The organism is Grimontia sedimenti, from assembly GCF_011045095.1.
Lineage (GTDB): Bacteria > Pseudomonadota > Gammaproteobacteria > Enterobacterales > Vibrionaceae > Enterovibrio > Enterovibrio sedimenti.
In genome coordinates this window covers 56,893-79,753 of the sequence record NZ_JAALDL010000005.1, presented here as the reverse complement: position 1 = coordinate 79,753, position 22,861 = coordinate 56,893, and the positions used below count along the sequence as shown (strand labels likewise).

At 48.9% G+C, this 22,861-nt stretch carries 15 protein-coding genes and 2 pseudogenes; 11 read left to right on the top strand and 6 right to left on the bottom strand.

Annotated elements, in window-relative coordinates; all coding sequences use genetic code 11:
* Positions 1-16: 16 nt before the first annotated feature.
* Together serC and gyrA are read right to left on the bottom strand one after the other, a co-directional pair.
* Positions 17-1,099: a 3-phosphoserine/phosphohydroxythreonine transaminase gene (serC, locus tag G5S52_RS08930; RefSeq protein ID WP_002539235.1), complete on the bottom strand. Its 1,083-nt coding sequence runs from the start codon at positions 1,097-1,099 to the stop codon at positions 17-19.
* A 256-nt stretch (positions 1,100-1,355) separates the two neighbouring features.
* Entirely contained in the window at positions 1,356-3,989 is a 2,634-nt protein-coding gene (gyrA, locus tag G5S52_RS08925) for a DNA topoisomerase (ATP-hydrolyzing) subunit A (protein ID WP_165012890.1), read from the bottom strand.
* Positions 3,990-4,701: 712 nt separating this feature from the next.
* Here gyrA and ubiG point away from each other — a divergent pair.
* From ubiG to glsA, 8 genes and pseudogenes are all read left to right on the top strand, one after another.
* On the top strand, positions 4,702-5,415 hold the full coding sequence (gene ubiG / locus G5S52_RS08920; protein WP_165012888.1) for a bifunctional 2-polyprenyl-6-hydroxyphenol methylase/3-demethylubiquinol 3-O-methyltransferase UbiG: 714 nt from the start codon (positions 4,702-4,704) through the stop codon (positions 5,413-5,415).
* A 44-nt stretch (positions 5,416-5,459) separates the two neighbouring features.
* Positions 5,460-6,116 carry an HAD family hydrolase gene (locus G5S52_RS08915; RefSeq protein ID WP_165012886.1) on the top strand — a complete coding sequence of 219 codons (657 nt, stop codon included), beginning with the start codon at positions 5,460-5,462 and terminating at the stop codon, positions 6,114-6,116.
* Between the two features lie 401 nt (positions 6,117-6,517).
* Complete coding sequence (gene nrdA / locus G5S52_RS08910) at positions 6,518-8,797, top strand: class 1a ribonucleoside-diphosphate reductase subunit alpha (protein ID WP_165012884.1); 2,280 nt, start codon at positions 6,518-6,520, stop codon at positions 8,795-8,797.
* A gap of 67 nt (positions 8,798-8,864) precedes the next feature.
* The gene (nrdB, locus tag G5S52_RS08905) at positions 8,865-9,998 is read left to right on the top strand and encodes a class Ia ribonucleoside-diphosphate reductase subunit beta (protein ID WP_002539226.1); all 1,134 of its coding nucleotides are present in this window, start codon (positions 8,865-8,867) and stop codon (positions 9,996-9,998) included.
* Positions 9,995-10,285 (top strand): 2Fe-2S iron-sulfur cluster-binding protein, encoded by a 291-nt coding sequence (locus G5S52_RS08900; protein ID WP_165012882.1) that lies wholly within the window; start codon positions 9,995-9,997, stop codon positions 10,283-10,285. Before nrdB ends, G5S52_RS08900 begins: the two co-directional genes overlap by 4 nt.
* Positions 10,286-10,636: 351 nt before the next feature.
* A pseudogene (gad, locus tag G5S52_RS08895) lies at positions 10,637-12,015 on the top strand (glutamate decarboxylase).
* Positions 12,016-12,087: 72 nt separating this feature from the next.
* Positions 12,088-13,647 carry a glutamine/gamma-aminobutyrate antiporter GadC gene (gadC, locus tag G5S52_RS08890; RefSeq protein WP_165012880.1) on the top strand — a complete coding sequence of 520 codons (1,560 nt, stop codon included), beginning with the start codon at positions 12,088-12,090 and terminating at the stop codon, positions 13,645-13,647.
* Positions 13,644-14,582, top strand: a complete 939-nt coding sequence (gene glsA / locus G5S52_RS08885; protein WP_165012878.1) for a glutaminase A — start codon at positions 13,644-13,646, stop codon at positions 14,580-14,582. The genes gadC and glsA overlap by 4 nt, the downstream gene beginning before the upstream one ends.
* 46 nt (positions 14,583-14,628) lie before the next feature.
* On the opposite strand, the gene G5S52_RS08880 is transcribed toward glsA, so the two are convergent.
* Positions 14,629-15,888: a CinA family nicotinamide mononucleotide deamidase-related protein gene (locus tag G5S52_RS08880; protein WP_368737463.1), complete on the bottom strand. Its 1,260-nt coding sequence runs from the start codon at positions 15,886-15,888 to the stop codon at positions 14,629-14,631.
* A gap of 274 nt (positions 15,889-16,162) precedes the next feature.
* Between G5S52_RS08880 and G5S52_RS08875 the strand changes: the two genes are divergently transcribed.
* Together G5S52_RS08875 and G5S52_RS08870 are read left to right on the top strand one after the other, a co-directional pair.
* Positions 16,163-17,350 (top strand): aromatic amino acid transport family protein, encoded by a 1,188-nt coding sequence (locus tag G5S52_RS08875; RefSeq protein WP_165012876.1) that lies wholly within the window; start codon positions 16,163-16,165, stop codon positions 17,348-17,350.
* A 149-nt stretch (positions 17,351-17,499) separates the two neighbouring features.
* Entirely contained in the window at positions 17,500-18,387 is an 888-nt protein-coding gene (locus G5S52_RS08870; protein WP_165012874.1) for a DUF3943 domain-containing protein, read from the top strand.
* An 88-nt stretch (positions 18,388-18,475) separates the two neighbouring features.
* On the opposite strand, the gene G5S52_RS08865 is transcribed toward G5S52_RS08870, so the two are convergent.
* The 3 genes and pseudogenes from G5S52_RS08865 to cysB form a co-directional block, all read right to left on the bottom strand.
* A complete protein-coding gene (locus G5S52_RS08865; RefSeq protein WP_165012872.1) occupies positions 18,476-19,198 on the bottom strand; it encodes a sulfite exporter TauE/SafE family protein in 723 nt (240 codons plus the stop codon).
* Entirely contained in the window at positions 19,199-20,407 is a 1,209-nt protein-coding gene (locus G5S52_RS08860) for a methyltransferase (RefSeq protein ID WP_165012870.1), read from the bottom strand. It lies immediately after the preceding gene.
* A gap of 81 nt (positions 20,408-20,488) precedes the next feature.
* Positions 20,489-21,462: pseudogene (gene cysB / locus G5S52_RS08855) on the bottom strand (HTH-type transcriptional regulator CysB).
* A gap of 320 nt (positions 21,463-21,782) precedes the next feature.
* Here cysB and G5S52_RS08850 point away from each other — a divergent pair.
* On the top strand, positions 21,783-22,538 hold the full coding sequence (locus G5S52_RS08850) for a DNA repair protein (RefSeq protein ID WP_165012868.1): 756 nt from the start codon (positions 21,783-21,785) through the stop codon (positions 22,536-22,538).
* Positions 22,539-22,861: the final 323 nt, after the last annotated feature.

The window sequence follows — 22,861 nt, the reverse complement described above, 5'->3', positions numbered from 1 at the left end:
GCGCAAACCTGGCTTATTACGCGTTTTTGGCTTCGAAGTCTTTCATAAAGGCAACCAATGCCTGAACACCTTCCAAAGACATCGCATTGTAGATAGATGCACGCATACCACCCACATCACGGTGGCCTTTCAGCGCTTTCAGACCAAGCGCATCTGATTCAGCAAGGAATTTCGCGTCAAGCTCAGGATTCACCAACTGGAAAGGCACGTTCATCAATGAACGGTTGTCAGCATGGATGTTGTTCACGTAGAAGTCAGAACCATCAATGAAGTCGTAAAGCAACGCAGCTTTCTCTTCATTCTTCTTCTGCATGGCTTCCACACCGCCCTGCTCTTTCAGCCATTTGTATACTTCACCCGCCAAATACCAACCAAATGTCGGTGGCGTATTGAACATAGACTCTTTATCTACCAACGTGGTGTAGTTCAATACATTCGGCAGGAAATCTTTGGCTTTGCCCAGCAGATCGTCGCGAACAATCACCAGCGTAATACCAGCAGGGCCGATATTTTTCTGCGCACCCGCGTAAATCACACCGTACTTAGACACATCGATAGGACGAGACAGAATCGTTGAGGACATATCTGCCACGATTGGCTTGTCTGTTTCTGGCAAATCCCGGATTTCAATCCCATCGATGGTTTCGTTTGGACAGAAGTGAACAAACGCAGCATCGTTGCTCAGCTTCCAGTCTTTCGCAGGCAAGATCGCGCGTTTGCCATCGATTTCCGTTTTTACTGTTACCACGTTAGGTGTGCAGTATTTTTTGGCTTCTTTTACTGCACTTGCAGCCCAGTAGCCGCCGTCTACATAGTCAGCAATGGTGTTGCTGCCCAAAAGGTTCATTGGCACTGCAGCAAACTGCGCACGGGCACCGCCTTGTGCGTATAGAACATGGTAGTTATCAGGAATAGACAGCAGTTCACGGAGGTTTTTCTCGGCGTCATCAACAACAGCCAGAAATTCCTTACTGCGGTGGGAAATCTCCATGACGGAAGTACCCAAGCCGTTCCAGTTAGTCAGTTCACCCTGTACTTTTTCCAGAACCGCTTCCGGCAACATCGCCGGGCCAGCAGAGAAGTTATATACCTTTTCCATGATTTTTGAATGCTCCTGCATTAAATCGCTTATTTATGGCTTTCTAATTTTGTCACTGAGGAAATTCATTCCCGACAACGCCCGCAAATGGGGGCAGTGAGAAGCCGTGATGAATTGTTGTTCGTTTTGTTTTATCACCTTTCGCAGGCGATTGGAACGGAAAGTGTTGATCTAATGACGACACAATTAAAAAGGGAATAAAAAAAAACGCAGCGAATGCTGCGTTTTTTTCAGATTGATGAATGCAGGCCAGGAATTACTCCTCGGTCGCTTCTCCATCTGTTGAGTCTTCTGATGGTGCGTCGGCAGTTGATTGCGCTTCTGCGTCAACGTCACCGTCTTCATCCAATGGCAGTAACTCTTCATCAGGCTCATCGATGCGCTGAAGACCAACCACTTTTTCGTCTTCAGAGGTACGGATTAGCGTCACACCCTGGGTGTTACGGCCAACCTGGCTGACTTCTGCCACACGGGTACGTACCAGCGTACCTGCGTTGGTGATCATCATGAACTCATCACCGGTTTCTACCTGAACGGCACCGACTACACAGCCGTTACGCTCAGAAACCTTGATCGATACCACACCTTGGGTTGCACGGCTCTTCGCTGGGTACTCAACAAGCTCGGTACGCTTACCGTAACCGTTTTCAGTTACGGTCAGAACATCACCGTCGTTGTGAGGAACAATCAGAGAAACAACTTTGTCGCCCTCTGCCAGTTTGATACCACGAACACCAGCCGCAGTGCGGCCCATGCCACGAACCTGGCCTTCGTTGAAGCGAACAACTTTACCAGACTTCGAGAACAGCATGATGTCGTTATCACCAGTGGTGATATCAACACCAATCAGAGAATCGTTTTCACGCAGATTCACTGCGATGATACCTGCGCTACGAGGACGGCTGAAATCAGTCAGCGGCGTCTTCTTCACAGTACCGTCACCGGTTGCCATGAAGACGAACTTGTCTTCTTCGTACTCTTTAACAGGAAGGATCGCAGTAATGCGCTCGTCCTGCTCCAGAGGCAATAGGTTAACAATCGGCTTACCACGAGCAGTACGTGATGCCAGAGGTAATTGGTAAACCTTCAGCCAGTACATACGGCCGCGGCTTGAGAAACACAGAATAGTATCGTGTGTATTCGCCACCAGAAGACGCTCAATGTAGTCTTCTTCTTTCATGCGAGTCGCTGACTTACCTTTACCACCACGACGCTGCGCTTCGTAGTCAGTCAGAGGCTGATACTTCACGTAACCTTCGTGCGACAGGGTCACAACAACATCTTCCTGATTGATCAGGTCTTCGATGTCGATGTCAGCACTTGCAGCTGTGATTTCAGTGCGGCGCTCATCGCCGAAACCATCACGAACAGCAGTCAGCTCTTCGGTGATCACTTCCATCAGACGCTCAGGGCTGGACAGAATGAACATCAGCTCGCCGATCAGTGCCAGCAGTTCTTTGTATTCATCCAGGATCTTCTCGTGCTCAAGACCGGTCAGTTTGTGCAGACGCAGATCCAGAATTGCTTGCGCTTGTTGCTCGGTCAGGAAGTATTTGCCGTCACGGACGCCAAACTCATCTTCCAGCCACTCAGGACGCGCCGCATCAACACCGGTCGCTTCCAGCATCACAGCAACGGTTCCCAGATCCCAGCCACGGTTTTGCAGCTCTTCGCGTGCAATCGCTGGGGTCTGAGCGTTACGGATCAGCTCAATGATTTCATCAATGTTTGCCAGCGCAATCGCCAGGCCTTCAAGGATGTGTGCACGGTCACGTGCTTTGCGCAGTTCGAAAATCGTACGACGTGTCACCACTTCACGGCGGTGGTTCACGAAGCACTTCAGCATGTCTTTCAGGTTGAACAGTCGTGGCTGGTTGTTATCCAGTGCCACCATGTTGATACCGAAAGAGGTTTGCAGTTGCGTCTGTGCGTACAGGTTGTTGAGGATAACCTCACCCACTGCGTCACGCTTACATTCGATAACGATGCGCATACCGTCTTTGTCAGACTCGTCGCGCAGCGCACTGATGCCTTCAATCTTCTTATCTTTCACCAGTTCGGCGATCTTCTCGATCAAACGTGCTTTGTTGACCTGATAAGGGATCTCAGAAACGATGATGGTCTCGCGGCCGTTTTTATCGACTTCGATATCGGCTTTCGAACGCAGGTAAATCTTACCGCGACCGGTACGGTACGCATCTTCAATGCCTTTACGGCCATTGATCATTGCCGCTGTTGGGAAGTCTGGGCCCGGAATGTGCGTCATCAACTCTTCGATAGTGATGTCTTCATTCTCGATGTACGCCAGACAGCCGTTAACGACTTCAGTCAGGTTGTGCGGAGGAATATTGGTCGCCATACCTACGGCGATACCGGAAGAACCGTTCACCAGCAGGTTAGGAATTCGGGTTGGCATTACCTCTGGGATCTGTTCAGTACCGTCGTAGTTAGGAACGTAGTCGACAGTTTCTTTATCCAGATCAGCCAGCAGTTCGTGGGCGATTTTCGCCATGCGAACTTCGGTATAACGCATTGCTGCCGCTGAGTCGCCGTCGATCGAACCGAAGTTACCCTGGCCATCGACCAGCATGTAACGCAGTGAGAACGGCTGAGCCATACGAACAATGGTGTCGTAAACAGCGCTGTCACCGTGTGGGTGGTATTTACCGATCACATCGCCAACAACACGCGCAGATTTTTTGTATGCTTTGTTCCAGTCGTTGCCAAGTACATTCATCGCGAAAAGAACGCGGCGGTGTACAGGCTTCAGACCATCACGCACATCTGGAAGAGCACGACCCACGATAACTGACATCGCGTAGTCGAGGTATGAGCTTTTCAGCTCCTCTTCAATGTTGACGGGCGTGATCTCTTTAGCAAGATCGCTCATGGAGCCAATATCCCTCAGGTAAGTATGTCAAAAATGACTACGTGCAAGACAGGTGAGAATACCATAAAAGCGGGCAAAGAGTCACAGCCTAAACCCGAGATAAATCACGAATTACTCTTATTTTGGCGCTCTAACGCACGACAGGGCCAAAAAACGCTCAATGACAGGGTGGAACCAGCAAATTTTGCTAGAAAGCCTGAGAGACGCTCAGGCGTCTTTTTCATATCAAAAGGTCGTGAAACCGCATGTAAGAAGAGAAAACTACCCACTTCACGGATCCGGATGTAATAAAGGAAGGAAAAGTACAATGGGAACCTGGTCTCAATATCCCCTAATTATGTAGGGGAAAATGCCCATGACACAAAAAAGTGTCGCTAAGAAAAATCAGGGGGCGCTATGTTACATCAAGCTATCAATGCTGTGGGTATGGCCATCATTGTTGGAAAATACACTTTGTTAGGGCTTCTGGCTGCCGTTGCAGTAACCAATGCCGCTTAACTTTTCTCCAACACGATAACCACGACTTTTCCAATCTCGCCGGGGGTCTGCCTCCGGCTTTGTGATCTCCTCGCTCAATCTCTATCTATCCATCAACCGTAGTAACATTCAAAGCATAAAGACTTCAACCTTGCTGTGTTTAGCAACAAATCTTCCACCTGCAATAGCAATCAAAACGGGTATAATGGAAAAAATTTTTAGGGATAAGATGTAGATGACAACCCAACTCAACGTCGATCCGGCGGAAATTCAAAAATTCGAAGACATGGCTTCCCGTTGGTGGGATCTGGAAGGCGAGTTCAAACCTTTACACCGAATCAATCCCCTTCGCCTCAACTATGTGATTGAGAAAAGCGGAGGGATTTTTGGCAAGAAAGTACTCGATGTGGGTTGTGGTGGCGGTATCCTGGCAGAAAGCATGGCACGAGAAGGTGCCGATGTAACTGGCCTGGATATGGGCAAAGAGCCGCTAACGGTGGCACGTTTGCATGCACTGGAAACAGGTACGACAGTCTCTTACGTACAATCTACCGCCGAAGAACATGCTGAAGCACATCAGGGCCATTACGATGTGGTGACCTGTATGGAAATGCTAGAGCATGTACCCGATCCTGCTTCTGTGATTGCTTCCTGTGCGAAGATGGTAAAACCGGGCGGTCACGTATTCTTCTCTACTCTAAACCGCAATACTAAATCCTGGTTGTTTGCGATTGTCGGTGCAGAGCATGTGATGAAGATTGTGCCTAAAGGCACGCATGACCATAACAAGTTCATCCGCCCTTCTGAGTTGCTGAAGATGATCGACTATACGCCACTTCAGGAACAGCACATGACAGGGTTACATTACAACCCGCTGACGGATCGATACTGGCTGTCACCGCGTAATGTGGACGTGAATTACATCGTACATACTCAAAGCCCGGAATAATCCGGGCTTTATTTTGAGCGCCAAAACCTGAACAAGGAAAATTAATGAAAGGAAACGTAGAAGCAGTTCTGTTTGATTTGGATGGCACCTTACTGGATACCGCGCCCGATATGGCCAACGCCGCAAACTGTGTTTTGAAAGATCACGGACTCCCTCCTCTTTCTGAAAGCCAGATTCAGGCCAATACCAGTCACGGTGCCAGAGGTCTACTTCGCACGGGCTTTGGCGATGCGCTGCAAGGAAAAGACCTCGACCAACTGCGACTTTCCTTTCTCGAGCACTATGCAGAAAATATTTGTACTACAACCACACTATATAGTGGTGTGGTTGAACTACTGGAACAACTCACCGAGAGACAGATCCCCTGGGGTATTGTGACCAACAAGCCGGGGTTTCTGACTGGAATGCTCCTTCCCTACTTCCCTTTGCTCTTACAGGCCAGAACCATTGTCTGTGCCGACACTACACCACATGCGAAGCCCCACCCCGCGCCGTTACTGCACGGTGCGTCGATTCTGACTATCGAACCAGAAAAATGCCTATATGTTGGGGATATACAGAATGACATTGTGGCTGCCAAAGCGGCCAACATGATGTCTGCGGTAGCGTCATGGGGGTATATCGGTGAAACCGATCGACCAACCGAATGGGAGGCCGATCAGATTTTTAATAAACCTGTAGAGATTCTGTCATTATTCTGATCCCAATCACACTGGTCCAGAACAGAAAATAACCACTATTCAGACGCTTAACGGGATGCACCGAAAGCGTCATCAGGCAAGCAGAATATTTTTTTTTATTTCATTTCGTACCGTAAAAATCGTTGATTTTTTCTATACCATTGCCTTACTTGGGATAAAACAGTGAGTAAGCACTAACATAACAATTCCCATCCCCAAGATATCCACAGACACCTGTCTCAGGGGGAACTTGCATTATCTCCGCCTCACCACTATCTTGTTACTCAAGTCGAGCGTAGACCCTATATATAGTGTTTTGATGACTACGCCATAAGTTTAATATTGATCACAAATCATCCTTGCAATTTGTGAAATTTTACAAAAACAGGTCTTCAGGCAAGGAAATACCGGGAACAAGATAAATGAACCAACAAATTACCGTCCAAAAGCGCAGTGGTGTTAAGGAAAACATAGATCTCGACAAAATCCACCGCGTCATCACCTGGGCCGCTGAAGGCCTCGACAATGTCTCTGTATCACAAGTCGAACTCCGTTCTCACATTCAATTTTACGACGGTATCAAAACTGAAGACATTCACGAAACTATCATCAAAGCGGCTGCCGATCTGATCTCTGAAGAGACGCCGGATTATCAGTATCTGGCTGCACGCCTTGCCGTTTTTCACTTGCGCAAGAAGGCTTACGGCCAATTTGAGCCACCAACGCTTTTCGACCACGTCAACAAAATGGTTGATATGGGCAAGTATGATAAGCATCTACTTGAAGACTATACTGCTGAAGAATTGAACATTCTTGATACCTACATTGACCACTGGCGAGATATGAATTTTTCATACGCAGCAGTGAAGCAGTTGGAAGGTAAATATTTGGTACAGAACCGTGTTACTGGTGAAATCTACGAAAGTGCACAGTTTTTGTACATTATGGTTGCAGCATGTCTATTTGCTAACCACCCGAAAGAGACCCGTCTGGACTACATCCGTCGCTTCTATGACGCGGTATCTCTGTTCAAGATTTCTCTGCCAACACCCATTATGTCTGGTGTGCGCACACCAACCCGTCAGTTCAGCTCTTGTGTACTGATTGAGTGTGATGACAGCCTGGATTCTATCAACGCAACGGCGAGTGCAATTGTTCGCTACGTGAGTCAGCGTGCCGGTATCGGCATCAACGCTGGTCGCATCCGTGCACTGGGTAGCCCAATCCGCGGTGGCGAGGCTTTCCACACTGGTTGTATTCCTTTCTACAAATACTTCCAGACAGCGGTGAAGTGTTGTTCACAAGGTGGTGTGCGTGGTGGTGCAGCGACCCTGTTCTACCCAATGTGGCACCGTGAAGTAGAAAGCCTGCTGGTTCTGAAGAATAACCGTGGCGTTGAAGAGAACCGTGTTCGTCACATGGACTACGGTGTTCAAATCAACAAACTGATGTACACCCGCCTGATCAAGGGCGAGAGCATTTCTCTGTTCTCACCATCAGATGTACCGGGGTTGTACGACGCGTTCTTTGCGGACCAAGAAGAATTTGAGCGCCTGTACGTTCAGTACGAGAACGACCCATCCATCAAGCGTGAAACCCGTAAAGCGGTAGAGCTGTTCTCGCTGATGATGCAAGAGCGTGCCTCAACGGGTCGTATCTACATTCAGAACGTGGACCACTGTAATACTCACAGCCCGTTTGACCCTCAGGTTGCACCGATTCGTCAGTCTAACCTGTGTCTGGAAATTGCGCTGCCAACCAAACCACTGACCAACGTTGAAGACGATCAGGGCGAGATTGCACTGTGTACGCTGTCTGCATTCAACCTGGGTGCGATTAAAGAGCTGGACGAGCTGGAAGAGTTGGCTGACCTGACTATCCGTGCTCTGGACTCCCTGCTGGATTACCAGGATTACCCGCTACCAGCAGCGCGTAAAGCGACCATGAACCGCCGTACACTGGGTGTAGGCGTGATCAACTTTGCCTACTACCTGGCGAAAAATGGCGTGCGTTACTCAGACGGCAGTGCAAACGGCCTGACTCACCGCACGTTCGAAGCGATTCAGTACTACCTGTTGAAAGCGTCTGTTGGTCTGGCGAAAGAGCAAGGCGCATGTCCTTCATTTAACGAAACCAACTACGCGAAAGGCTTGTTGCCAATCGATACTTACAAGCGCGACCTAGATGCAATCTGCGATGAGCCATTGCACTATGATTGGGATGCGCTTCGCTCAGAGATCATGGAGCATGGTCTGCGTAACTCAACGCTTTCTGCACTGATGCCTTCAGAGACTTCTTCGCAAATCTCTAACGCCACAAACGGGATCGAACCTCCACGCGGCTTCGTATCAATTAAGGCGTCTAAAGATGGCATCCTCAAGCAGGTGGTTCCTGAGTACGACAAGTACAAAGACAACTACGAGCTGCTTTGGAACATCGAATCAAACGACGGTTACCTGCAATTGGTTGGTCTGATGCAGAAGTTCGTAGACCAGGCAATCTCTGCCAACACGAACTACGACCCAAGCAAACAGGCTGGTGGCAAGGTACCAATGAAGCTGCTTCTCAAAGATTTGCTTTCTGCCTATAAGCTGGGTGTGAAAACCCTGTACTATCACAACACTCGTGACGGTGCAGACGATGCGCAGAAAGATCTCGCAGCACAAGATGATGATTGCGCAGGCGGCGCTTGCAAAATCTAAGTAAAGAATTTGGGGGGAGCATTAGCTCCCTCTTTGAAGTTTCAACCTGATTGGTAAATTTACGGCAATGGCTTACAGCACTTTTTCTAAAGAAAACAATAACGCACTCAAAGAACCAATGTTCTTTGGTCAGCCGGTTAACGTTGCTCGCTACGACCAGCAAAAGTACGAAATTTTCGAGAAGCTGATTGAGAAGCAGCTTTCCTTCTTCTGGCGCCCCGAAGAAGTCGATGTCTCCAGTGACCGCATCGACTACAACAAGCTGCCAGAGCATGAGAAACACATCTTCATCAGCAACCTGAAATACCAAACGCTGCTGGATTCAATTCAAGGCCGCAGCCCGAATGTGGCACTTTTGCCGCTGGTTTCTATTCCAGAACTGGAAACCTGGATTGAGACCTGGTCTTTCTCAGAGACCATTCACTCGCGTTCTTACACCCACATCATCCGTAACATCGTAACCAATCCGGCACTGGTGTTTGATGACATTGTGGTGAACGAGCACATCATCAAGCGAGCGAATGACATCGCGGGTTACTACGATGACCTGATTAAAGCCACCAGCGATTACCACCGTTTAGGCGAGGGTGAACACACGGTTAACGGTGAAACCGTTGTTGTGTCTCTGCGCGAGCTGAAGAAAAAGCTCTATGTTTGCCTGATGTCTGTTAACGCACTGGAAGCCATTCGTTTCTACGTAAGCTTTGCCTGTTCATTTGCGTTTGCTGAGCGTGAGCTGATGGAAGGTAACGCCAAGATCATTAAACTGATTGCCCGCGATGAAGCGCTTCACCTGACCAGTACCCAGCATATGCTGAATATTCTGCGTTCCGGTGACGACGATCCAGAAATGGCCGAGATTGCTAAAGAATGTGAGCAAACTTGTTTTGACCTGTTCAAAGATGCGGCTGAGCAAGAAAAAGAGTGGGCGGAATACCTATTCAAAGACGGTTCTATGATTGGCCTGAACAAAGACATTCTGTGCCAGTACGTGGAGTACATCACCAATCTGCGTATGGCGGCTGTTGGTCTTAAGCCAGCTTATCAAGGCGCGAGCCAAAACCCTATTCCTTGGATCAACGCTTGGCTGTCTTCTGACAACGTTCAGGTTGCTCCACAGGAAGCAGAAATCAGTTCTTACCTGGTTGGCCAAATCGACAACGACGTTGATATCGACGATCTGGGTGATTTCGAACTATGAGCCGAATCGCTATTACAGTGAACGGACAAACGCTGGTGGGCAATACCCACCAGCCTCTGCTTGAGCAACTCGAGCAAGCAGGCCTGCAGCCAGAATTCCAATGCAGGAATGGTGTGTGTGGAGCCTGTCGCTGCAAGTTAGACAAGGGCAATGTTGCTCAGGACGACGCGATGGCATACCTCGCCGCCGGTGAAATCCTGACATGCCGCTCTACCCCCAGTGAAGATGTTTCATTGGAATTCGATTACCAAGTTTCTTTTGTAGCAAAAAAAGCCGCGAACCTCTGACTCGGTCGCGGCCTTCTTTTTCTTCTTACAGTCAAACCACCTGAATATCTGCCTCGCAGAATGCTATTTCACATCACACACAGCAATATCTGAAGGCAGCGAATCTTGGTTGGTATATACCTTAGTGAAATCAGACAACCTTGCTACCTTAAAGTAGGCGCACTTTATTCTCTGCTCACAGATATGTCACCTTCAGGACTTCTCTCCGGCTTATCTCATATTTCAGTCACTTCATAGAAATATGCAATCCAATACTGAAACAGGTCTCAACGTGTAAGGCGCAACTACGATTTTCCATACCGTTGAAAACTCAATCAGGACTGCAATAAAAACCCTTATAAGGAGCAGACAATGGGATTGCACTTCACCAACAAACAATACCCTGAAATAGAAGATATTTACGAAGAGGCCCTCTCTCAAACCCAGCTTCCCAAGTATTCCCTTCCCCAAAAAGCCAATCACCGGAGCTGATTGCCCAACTGTTGAAAGATGAGTTGTTGATGGATGGCAACGCGCGCCAGAATTTGGCGACGTTCTGCTCGACCTGGATGGAGCCCAGTGTTCACGATTTGATGGATGTCTGTATCGACAAAAACATGATCGATAAAGATGAATATCCCCAAACCGCAGAAATTGAAGCCCGCTGTGTTCATATCCTCGCCAAGCTTTGGAACAGCCCGGAGAGTGACACAACGGTCGGCTGTTCAACCACTGGCTCTTCGGAAGCAGCCATGCTGGGCGGCCTCGCCATGAAATGGAACTGGCGAGCGAAACGCGAGGCTCAGGGAAAACCCGCAGATAAACCCAATATTGTTTGTGGACCTGTGCAAATTTGTTGGCACAAATTCGCCCGCTACTTCGATGTGGAAATGCGCGAAATTCCACTTGATGGTGACGAAGTCTGCATGAACCCAGACAAGCTTTCAGAATATGTCGATGAAAACACCATCGGGGTGGTTCCGACTCTTGGGGTGACCTACACCTGTGTATTCGAGCCAGTAGAAACCATTTCCAAAAAGCTGGATGAGCTCCAAGCGGAAACCGGTCTAGACATTCCTATTCATGTTGACGGCGCTTCAGGTGGATTTATTGCACCTTTTGTTAATCCTGAATTGAAATGGGATTTCAGGTTGCCCCGCGTGGTTTCCATCAACAGCTCTGGTCACAAATATGGTCTCGCGCCCCTCGGCGTTGGCTGGGTAGTATGGCGCGATAAACAGCATCTTCCGGAAGACTTGGTGTTCAACGTGGATTACCTCGGTGGGAACATGCCGACCTTCGCGCTTAACTTCTCTCGTCCTGGTGGACAAATCGTGGCGCAATATTACAACTTCCTCCGTCTTGGCTTTGATGGCTATAAGGGCATTCAGACGACGTGTCTGAATACCGCTCAGTGGCTCGCAGATGAAATCGCTAAGATTGGGCCCTTCGATCTTTTCTACGACGGACGGGGAGGTTTGCCAGCCCTAAGCTACAGCCTAAAAGAAGGCGATTGGGGATTTACCCTCTATGACCTCTCTGATCGCATGCGAATGCGAGGCTGGCAAATTGCTTCTTATCCTCTTCCTGGCAATCGTCAGGACACTGTCATTCAACGCATTATGATCCGACATGGCGTCAGCAAAGACATGGTTGCTTTGCTACTGGAAGATCTGAAGCGCAGCGTTGAATACTTCAAGCAATTTCCACAAGTCCACTCTGGTGCGACTTCTACTTTCCACCACGGCTGATCTTTGTCTCACAGCGCTTTACATCACCCACTGTCAGGCCAGAGGCGGCCTGACAGGTAAAGGACTATCCAAATGAATAACAAAAAAGAATCTTCAGTTGGCGCAAAAGAAGTAGGAAAAATCAGCGTCGTTACCTTCGCAATTATGAATATTGTGGCCGTAGTCAGTCTCAGAGGGCTGCCAGCCGAAGCCGAATATGGATTGAGCTCAGTGTTCTTCTATGTCTTCGCTGCGGCATTCTTTCTGGTGCCTGTCTCATTGGTCGCCGCTGAACTTGCCACTGGCTGGCCAGAAAAAGGCGGCATATTCCGCTGGGTGGGTGAAGCCTTTGGGCCAAAGCTCGCCTTTATGGCAATGTTCTTGCTCTTCGTTCAGGTTTGCGTTTGGTTCCCCACGGCATTGACGTTTGGTGCGGTTTCACTGGCCTTTATCGGCCCAGATCAAACCTTTGATGCCGCCCTATCAGAAAACAAATTCTTCGTACTGGCTATCGTGCTCGCGATTTACTGGTTCGCAACCTTTGTCGCTTTTCGCGGGGTAGCGGCCTTTACCTTGCTGTCTAAATGGGGTGGTATCATCGGTACCATTATTCCCGCCATTATCCTGATACTACTTGGCTTTGCCTTTCTGTTCAGCGGAGAAAAAATCCAGATTGAGCTGGCATGGAAAGACTTAGTACCTGACCTTTCCAACTTCAACAATGTGGTGCTGGCAGCCAGTATTTTCCTTTTTTATGCCGGGATGGAGATGAACGCCATCCACGTTAAAGATCTGGATAACCCTACCCGCTCTTATCCCCTTGCCATTGGTATGGCGGCATTAGGTACTGTGGTAATCTTTGTGCTTGGCACTCTCGCCATCGCCTTTGTGATCCCAAGTGCAGACATCAACCTGACCCAAAGTCTGTTGGTGGCCTACTTCGATATGTTCAAATGGGCAGGACTGGGTTTCCTCGGTCCGATTATGGCGATTTGCCTCGCCATCGGCGTGTTGGCTGGTATCGTCACCTGGGTAGCAGGCCCATCCACTGGTTTGCTTGAAGTCGCCAAGGCGGGCTATATGCCCAGATTCTGGCAACACACCAACAAGAACGGCATGGCAACTCATATTCTCTTGGTGCAAGGCATCATTGTGAGTTTCCTTGCCGTTACTTTCGTGGTGTTACCATCCGTAGAAGCCGCTTACCAAATCCTGAGTCAGCTAGCTGCCGTTATCTACCTCACTCTGTATATGCTGATGTTCTCAGCGGCGATTTACCTCCGCTTCAGTCAACCCAATCGCCCACGCCCATATCGTGTGCCGGGAGGAAAGAAAGGCTTGTATGTGTTTGCCGGAGTGGGTTTTACCAGCTCGGCGATTGCCTTTGCTTTTAGCTTTATCCCACCCAGTCAAATTGCCGTAGGCAGCCCAACAACCTTTATCTCTATTCTTGTTGGCCTCAGTCTGGTGTTCGCCATTATTCCTTTTCTGATATATGCCGCGAGAAAACCGCACTGGCGGAGCGAAAACTCTGACTTTGCACCATTTACATGGCAGGTAGAAGGTGTGCATCCTGGTGTGGAGAACCACTCTGACCGTCACACGGAATCTGTCACCGAAATGCATCGAGAAGGGAAAGGAGACGCACAATGAATCATCTCCCTTCTCCCAGCGAGCTTCAGGCTTTGGTTAACGATACTTACCATCAGTTTCGCGATCTCCCAGGTGGTGAGAATGCCAGTTACATTCCTTGTCTCGCTTCAGTTCCTTCAGCATTGGCAGCATTAGTCGTGGTCACGGCTGATGGTGACGTTTATCAAGCTGGCGACAGTGACTTCGGCTTTGCCATTGAATCCATATCTAAAGTGGTGACGCTGGCTTTGCTGATGGAAGATGTCGGGACCGAAACGGTTCGTGAAAAGATTGGAGCGGAACCTACTGGCCTTCCATTCAATTCGGTATTGGCTTTATGTGAACATCAAGACAAGCCTCTCTCTCCGTTGGTCAACGCGGGCGCAATGGCCAGTGTCAGTCTGCTGAAAGCAGACAATCCAGAACAAAGGTGGCAGCGCATTTTGGACATGCAGCGTCGAATCACCGCGGGAAACGTCACACTGTCAGAGGAAATCAACCAGTCAGAACAGACAACAAACTTCCATAACCGTGGCATTGCATGGCTGCTTTACGCCGCAGGGAACTGTTTCTGCGACCCGATGGAAGCTTGCGAGGTATACACCAGACAATGCTCCACACTCGTCACGTGTAAAGATCTGGCTGTGCTAGCCGCCACATTTGCGAACAAAGGCGTCAACCCAGTGTCTGGCGAACAGGTTATGTCTCGAGACAATGTGGCACCTTTACTCGCAGAGATGACCATGGAAGGTTTGTATGACTACTCCGGTGACTGGGCGTTTGAAGTGGGCCTTCCCGGCAAAAGTGGCGTGGGTGGCGGATTGCTTGCCGTTGCGCCGGGGAAATGTGGCATTGCCGCATTTTCTCCGCCCTTGGATGAATCCGGCAACAGTGTGCGCGGGCAGAGGATGATTGCGGAACTCGCGAAAGCACTCAATCTAAACATCTACCGATAGCGTTGAAAGGTATGCAGAAAAATGGCCTGATTATCAGGCCATTTTTTCATTGCTCAGGGTCTTCTGCTTCCTCGACGGGAATATGAAGCGACTCCAACGTCACCAGTGAGGCAATCTCTGGGAACATGTTTTGACCGGTTAGATAACGTCTCAACAGGTCGAGCAACATGGTACTGCAGTAAATCCGAAAGTTCTCCGGTGTCTGGTTGCGACGCGGCTTCACAATCACTCCCCAATCACCTTCCTGAGACGACAAACCAAGCGCCACTCTACCTGCTTCGAGATTTCCGCAGGCAAGACCAATATTGGCACCTGCATTTTCGCGGGAAGCAGCTGCCATGGCGAGCACAGCGGCCAGCGGATTGTAATCCCCGTCTGCAGTCAGTGTAGATTCACTCAACACCCAAGACTGGACAAGTGCCTGGCGCGTATCGTCATCTTGGTTCAGCCAATTCGTGAGATAACCACCGGAAAACTTCTCGGCAACCGCAAGCTTGAGGCCCGACTCTTCAAGCAATACGCCGACGGACTCCAACATGGGGAGGTTATCCCCTACCATCAAATCGCCAAGAACGTTCCTTATACCGTCTGCCACCAGCGATATTTCAGAATGTTGGCGAGGAGAGAACACTTTCACCTCGATAAAAGGCAAGGAAGAGCGGTATCCCAGCTCGAAACCTTCTGGCAACGCTAAAGACTCAAATTTGTCATTCAGAAGAGATTCTGAAAATCCAAACGTGTAGAAACGGTTAATTTCCCGGCGGTAAGTGTTCGGAAAGCGCTCTTGGAGCCTTGGCAGGATTTCATTATCGAACATCTGCTTAAATTCACTTGGCACGCCTGGCGTGAAGAAGAACAAACAGGCATTGAGTTTGGCGGCAAAGCCACAAGCGCTGCCAACCGGGTTGTCCACCAGCTCACTGCCTTCCGGCAGCATCGCCTGTTTGATGTTACTTTTGGGCATCGTCTTACCGTTCTTTTCAAAACGGCTTTTCAGCTCCGACAACCAATGGCTATTGAGTTCCAGATCGACATCCATCGCCATTGCCATGGCTTCTGTGGTCAAATCATCCGTGGTTGGCCCAAGACCACCATTGACGATCACCACATCTGACACCTGACTGCACCTAACGAGTTCGATGGCGATGTCATCCAGAGCATCCCCCACCGTCACACGACGGTGCATGGCGAACCCTTCTTCAAAGCAACGTCTCGACAGCCAAGCTGCATTGGTATCGGTGATGTCTCCGTGAAGCACTTCCTCACCCGTGCTGAGCATTGCAACTCGAAGTTTGCTGTGTTCCACCGATATCTCCTTGTTCAGACTGTATTAATACTCAAACGTTATCAGGAAGCCCGTTCAAGCACAAAAAATACTCACCAGATGCGATTCAAATTCAACCCACTTTCACAGCAATAGATGCCCCAGCACGGACGTAAACATTAAATTACACCAATCGTACCTAAATTCTTACATATGACTTTACAGTAAAACAGGATTCTATATTCTGGCAGGGTTATAGCAGCATTCACCCTATACAACACTTAAAATGTAAACATATCATTACAAGAAGTCGATTATGCGCAATAAATTTTTAGGAAGCACTTTGATCATCGCTGGCACCACGATTGGTGCAGGTATGTTAGCCCTTCCCCTTGCATCTGCAGGCTTGGGATTTACTCATTCGCTGATTCTGATGATCGCGATGTGGATGCTCATGAGCTATACCGCTTTACTGATGCTTGAGGTTCACCAACATGCACCTGCTAACGCAACCTTAAACAGTCTCGCCAGACAGTTTCTCGGGAAAAAGGGCCAATGGGTGGCGAGCGCTGCCACTCTGTTTCTGTTGTATGCGCTTTGTGCTGCCTACATTGCAGGTGGCGGAGGCCAGTTCCACCATAAACTGACCGCATTTGCAGCGACGGAGTCGATACCACCAAGCGCAGGTATCATTCTGTTTACCGGCCTGGTGGCGACCGTGGTGATGTTGGGCACTCAAAAAGTTGATGTGATTAACCGAGGGTTGTTTCTGCTGAAAGTCGTGCTTCTTGGGCTTTCCCTGGCATTACTTCTTCCCTTGGGAGAGAGCCAAAATCTGGTTTCCTTGCCACTGCAGGAAGGGCTATTGATTGCAGCGATTCCTGTCATGTTCACCTCATTTGGCTTTCACGGCAGTATTCCGTCAGTGGTGGCTTACACCGGGCTCAATATTCACGCACTAAGAAAAGTGATGTTGATTGGCTCCGCCCTGCCACTGATTATTTACGTGCTCTGGCAAGCTGCAAGTTTTGGCGTGTTGGGTGCGTCTACGCTTGCTGAAAACACAAACTTGGGGATGTTTATTCAATCCATCAGTGTTGCGGTAGATTCAACTCGGATCGCCAATGCGATCTCACTGTTTGCGGATTTGGCACTGGCAACATCGTTTCTTGGTGTCAGTCTGGGGCTTTTCGACTTCATCGCTGACATGCTAAAGCGCCCGGCTTCGGTAAGAGGCCGCTTTCAGACAGGTTTAGTGACTTTTCTTCCACCCATGCTAGTCGCTTTGTTCTATCCGCAAGGATTCATTACCGCGCTGGGTTTTGCGTCAATAGCTTTGGTGATCCTGGCCGTTGTACTCCCCGTTTTGATGGCTCAAAAAGTACGCCGTTTAGGTTTAAATCGCGACCAATATCAAGTTTTCGGTGGAAAAGTAGCCCTTTCCATTGCTATGATTGGCGGCCTTTCCGTGATTGCCTCACAATTAGCACACGGTATCGGGTAGTAACCAATTGTCTCGGCATTCTTCTTAAAGGACGTACCGAATAGTGCCGAATGACTCAGCGTCATTAAATTCGACATTTTTTCATGCCAAGCCCCCCACTCTTGACGATGTGATGAGGTTTGGCATTTTGTTTGTGTGGGAGATCCTACGTGCGTTTTCGCTCTACTATCGCCGCGGCCGCTTTATTTGTAACTCATTCTGTTTCCGCTTTCGATGCGTCCACTATCAACTTCGAACAGCAGGCATATCACTACAACACGACCAGCGCCTATTCGCTGCCCGCGTTAGACAATGCTCAGCCTGTAGATACTGGCTACGCTTTCGATGTCAATGAGTACCGTTCACAAGGCTTACCTCGTTACCTGTCAACCTCTTCAGGTAAAGACTGGGATTATCTGATGGGTCAGACCTACACCATTTTAGGGTTGAGTGTGGCTACCGTTGGCCTGATGACTTTCCTGCCGGAGAGCGTGACCAACTGGACTCCGGAAGACCGCGACTTTTCTAACCTCGGTAAAAAGTGGTGGGACAACGTGTCAGAAGGTCCTGTTTGGGACAAAGATGACCACTATCTGAACTATGTCATGCACCCTTATTTTGGGGGTGTTTACTACACCGCAGCCCGTCACTCTGGTTTCACTGAGTTTGAGTCTTTCCTCTACTCGTTCACCATGTCGACCTTCTTCTGGGAGTATGGTGTTGAAGCTTTCGCGGAAGTGCCATCCATTCAGGACATCATCGTGACACCGCTGTTCGGTGCTGCAGTGGGTGAATGGATGTACCTGACCGAGCAAAACATCGTCGCAGACGGTGGTGAAGTGCTGGGCTCAGACACCTTAGGTGGCGTCAGCCTGTTCCTGCTAAACCCTGTGGGTCATATTCACGGTTGGGTGACCAACTTGTGGCAGGGCGACACCGAAGTGCGCATGAACTACGACCCTTGGTTTAACAACCAGGATGCAGCGCGTTACGCAGCAGATGCCGGTGCTCCATATGACAGCCAGTTTATTGGTATGCAGGTCAGCCTGAAGTTTTAAAAGGCCTTCGAGCCATCAAAAAGCCAGCGACTTATCGCTGGCTTTTTTGCATCTGTGAAACTGACAAAGCACCGCTGGTTTCAATCGGCTAAGCAAGCCCCTTGCTGAGAAGTGCGATACCGGCAAAGCCACATAAGATCAGCAGCCCATATCTCACCCACTCAGCCCTGACAAAAGGCGCAAGGCGGAGCGCCAACACCGAAGATAATAAAACGAATGGCAGTGAAATCAGGCTGACTTTCAAATGCCACAAGGTGAAATACCCCGCTAGCGCTTGTGCGCCTAATGAAATCGCGCAGCTGAAAATGAAATAACCCGCGAGCGTTGCTCTGAGTTTAACGACATCCAGCTTCTGAAGCACCAAGGCCATGGGTGGCCCGCCAATCCCAGTTGTCGTTCCCATGATGGCTGCAGCAAACCCCGCCCAGAACATATTCCTATTGTTCGGTTCTACCGCAAATTTGAAGATACTAGCCACAACCGCAATGAGAACTGCAATGCCCATCAGGAGCTCAAGTGCATTCACGGAGAGATAAAAAAGCAAAGCAGAAGCAACAAAGGTACCGGGGATACGCCCAACGAACGCCCAGCCAATCCCTTTGAGTGATAGCTGGCTGCGATATTGCCAAGTATTCACTATCGCTAACCCCAAGGTCACCAATGTGACGGCAGCTGGCACCAACGAGGGGTCGATAAACATAAGAATGGGGGCGGAAACAATGGCAAGCCCGAAACCAATCAGGCTCTGAACAAAAGCGCCGGCACTTAATGCCAGCACTATTAAGACGAGCTCTTCCATGCTCAGTGCCATTTATTTTTTCCTTATGGCATGAATCAGCAAATTCCTCGGTGTCAGTTCCCGAGAGCAAAATGTCGAGACGTCAGTGTGGTAGCCGTTTTCCGTCAGATACAGGGCTCGGTCGAGAACCAGCCAAATTTCGAGTGGACGGCGGAACAGTGTCCGAACGGTCTCCATTTTCTCTACGGTATGGAACCGGCTTTCTCCGATTTTTAGGAAATCATCGAACTGAACATCTTTTGGCAAAGTGATGCCTTTTTGTTCAGATGCCCAACAGCAGAATGCCTCAAACCCCTCATTTAACAAAGACTTTTGTACATTAGGAACCGTAAGATACTTCTCAGTTTTAGATAGGCGCCTCTGTAGGGCATCAAAGCCCAATCGAAAGCTGACTTCGATAAAACGTTTGTTCCTCACGGTTTGCCCAGCCGTCACGGTTTCCTGCAAGGGAAGCTTTAAATCATGTTTGGTGAGCGACAATTCGGATGCTTTTGCTAACGAAGACAACGGTTGATACTGCTTGCTCTGGATCAGGTGGTAGCAACACGGTGAAACCGACACTGAAGTCGGTTTGGCTTCCACTGCGTGACGTAACAGTGTCACATGTAAATCGCCGCAGGCGTGCAACGCCACCGCATGATCACAGCTTTCAACCAATTGTCGGCTTTCATTTGCAAAGGCGTCGCCTTGAACAAACTGCATCAGCAACTTATGTTTGTCGGCATACGCCTGCCCATCTTCACAAAGCGCCTGTTGCCATTCCAGACTGGTAACCCTGGCGTTTTTCGTCACCGCGAGAATACGTCCGAGATATCCTTTCCCCGCGCACCATTCCAGCCAACGCTCCCCCTCTCCACCAATTACAGCCGAGGTAAATGTGCTGATTTGCGACCATTTACGACCGGGAACGCCAGTCGACCAATGGGCATCACAGGGAGCATCACTGGATTTCGGAGTCGCTACTGCCGATAACCCAACCAAGGTTTCTGCATCTGGAAGCCACTTGCTGAGCACTTTGGACAACGCTGCGGGGTCTGCTTTCCAGCTTTCCAATTCATCGAGAGATTGTGTATCTAACCATTCGCAAAGTTCTGGATGGCTCTCACGCCATGGCAAATCGAGACAGTCAAATGGTACGCCTTGCCAAAACGAGGTATGCGAAGAGAGCAAACCATCCAACTGAGTAAAACGTTCGGCGAGAACATTGAGAGATAGCGACAAGAAAGTACTCCACCCGCCATGCGGGATCACCGGAAAAACAGGCGAAGTATATACCTAAACAAACTGAAGATGCAGAGCTGGCTAACGCACAGGGAGGTCAAACTGGTCGAAGAACCGCTCGACCTCGTTGGGGTCTTTCATCTGCATCACTTTTTCGATGGTTTCCCGTGTCAGGTGTGGTGCGAAACTCTCGATAAAGTCATACATATAGCTGCGAAGGACAGTCCCCCTTCTAAACCCAATACGTGTCGTGCTCGCATCAAAAATATGGCTGGCATCTATCGCCACCAAATCCCTATCTAATTCATTGTCATAGGCCATACGCGCCATCACACCAATACCGACACCCAACCGCACATAGGTTTTAATCACATCCGCATCGGTGGCGGTAAACACAATATTCGGCTTAAGTTTGGCTTTATTAAACGCAGTATCCAGACTGGAGCGACCGGTAAAACCGAACACATAAGTCACCAGCGGGTACTGAGCAATATCGTAAATGGTGATGGAAGAACGCTGTGCCAGTGGATGATCCTTTCGAACAATCAATGAACGCGTCCAGTGATAACAAGGCAGCATCAATAGATCTTCATAAAGGTGTGATGCTTCCGTCGCAATGGCAAAGTCAGAAGCACCTTTTAAAACAAAAACCGCAATTTGACTCGGCGCGCTTGATGCATGTGTAGGGACACTTTCGGATAACGCTTCACGAATCGTGAAATCACGTCAGGCAGGGCATATCGTGCCTGTGTGTGGGTTGTTGCAATATTCAGTTGGCCACGCTCTGGATTGGTGTATTCCTGCGCCACAGATTTAATGCTGTCGACGCGGGAGAGTATATCCCGCGCAATCTCGACAATCTGGCTACCTGCTGGCGTCAATTTGGTCAGGTGTTTCCCGCTGCGACCAAAAATCTGCACACCCAGTTCATCCTCTAGCGAACGAATTTGCTTGCTGATGCCTGGCTGGGAGGTATAGAGGCTTTCTGCGGTAGAAGAAACATTGAGGTCGTGGTTAACCACTTCGACGATATATTTTAGTTGTTGTAATTTCATAATGTTGCAGCAAGCAATAAATGGGACTAATGCTGTTATAGCGCTAAAATTAGCGGAGGCGTAGCCTTATCGCACGTAACCTTTATCCAGCGCCCAAAATACCTTGTCCCGTTCAGGCTTTATAAACATGGGATGTGGGAAATAACTTAATGATAGCGCTGTGAATAAACGTGCGTTCAAACGCAGTAAGTTGGAGAAAAGGGTTACGCAACGTCAGAATTTAGCTAAGATCGAAAATAGTACTAACAAACTATGACCCTATCTACAGATCGTGTATCTTAGGCAGTCATCGTTTTAACTGGGATTATCGACGCTCACTTATGAATATCGCCTTAATTGTTGGCCTCTGCGTCATTTTGCTTGGTCTTATTGTTGGCTACAACATCATGGCCCAACAGCGCCAGCGCGTAGAGTCATCAAAGCGCCAAGAAATGGCTAAATATATTGCAGTTATTGATGCCACTGAAGAGCTGATCGGTAACGCACACAACCTGCCTTATAGCGGAACCCTGCTGGTTTGTTTGAACCAGAAAATTCTCGACGCCCTTAAAACCATGCATGAGATAGACAAGAACGATCGTTCCCTACCTCAACGCATCGCAGATGTGCAGCAGCAAATTAACCAAATCAAACAGGCTTATCAAAACAAAGAGTCTACCTCTTTCCGCGTACCAGATAGCGATCGAGAAGCGATTTCAATGCTGAAATTGGTCAAACGTCTGCGCGCAGTCATCAAAGCTGAGCACACCAAAGGTCGCATGCAAACACAAGCGTTCGTGGCAGAGAACTCGCGCCTCGAGCAGATGCAAATGAAGATCAACATCGAGAATGTGTTGAAACGTGTAAACGATGCGAAGATCAAAGGCCAGATGGGTACTGCCCAACAATTGCTGAAAAAGGCGTTGGATGTGGTGAGCGCTAAGAATGACCCATACTGTCAATCAGCGAAAGAAAGCCTCTCCGCCATGCTGGAAGATGTCAATTCCGACCTGAATAAATCCACTGCTGCCCAGCAACCAAAAGAAAAAGAAGGCGACGAGTTGGACGAGCTGTTTGCTCCCAAGAAAAAGTGGTAGCCTCTCTTCTCTTGTGCGCAAAAGCTCCTTTATGGAGCTTTTTTGTGCCTGTCACTCGTCACCGCAATCCCATACTCCTCCAGACTGAATAGGTAATAATCCATACACACAAGAATCACTTTCGATACATTTGTTCAGTATTTATTTTAATCTGCGAATTATTTGTGCGTCAGATAGCATTTTTTTATTAAAGAACAACGTACGGTGTGCCGATAAGAATGTTTGATGTCACAATCCTCGGCCTTTTTTGGCTTCTCCCAAGTCTTTATTTAGAGGCGTAAATTTAGAAGCCGTTGTGACTTAGGCTGCCGAGCTAAGCCGCG

Coding starts and splice junctions, on each gene's coding strand:
- serC (WP_002539235.1), bottom strand. CDS start 1,099: ATGGAAAAGGTATATAACTTCTCTGCTGGCCCGGCGATGTTGCCGGAA.
- gyrA (WP_165012890.1), bottom strand. CDS start 3,989: ATGAGCGATCTTGCTAAAGAGATCACGCCCGTCAACATTGAAGAGGAG.
- ubiG (WP_165012888.1), top strand. CDS start 4,702: ATGACAACCCAACTCAACGTCGATCCGGCGGAAATTCAAAAATTCGAA.
- G5S52_RS08915 (WP_165012886.1), top strand. CDS start 5,460: ATGAAAGGAAACGTAGAAGCAGTTCTGTTTGATTTGGATGGCACCTTA.
- nrdA (WP_165012884.1), top strand. CDS start 6,518: ATGAACCAACAAATTACCGTCCAAAAGCGCAGTGGTGTTAAGGAAAAC.
- nrdB (WP_002539226.1), top strand. CDS start 8,865: ATGGCTTACAGCACTTTTTCTAAAGAAAACAATAACGCACTCAAAGAA.
- G5S52_RS08900 (WP_165012882.1), top strand. CDS start 9,995: ATGAGCCGAATCGCTATTACAGTGAACGGACAAACGCTGGTGGGCAAT.
- gadC (WP_165012880.1), top strand. CDS start 12,088: ATGAATAACAAAAAAGAATCTTCAGTTGGCGCAAAAGAAGTAGGAAAA.
- glsA (WP_165012878.1), top strand. CDS start 13,644: ATGAATCATCTCCCTTCTCCCAGCGAGCTTCAGGCTTTGGTTAACGAT.
- G5S52_RS08875 (WP_165012876.1), top strand. CDS start 16,163: ATGCGCAATAAATTTTTAGGAAGCACTTTGATCATCGCTGGCACCACG.
- G5S52_RS08865 (WP_165012872.1), bottom strand. CDS start 19,198: ATGGCACTGAGCATGGAAGAGCTCGTCTTAATAGTGCTGGCATTAAGT.
- G5S52_RS08850 (WP_165012868.1), top strand. CDS start 21,783: ATGAATATCGCCTTAATTGTTGGCCTCTGCGTCATTTTGCTTGGTCTT.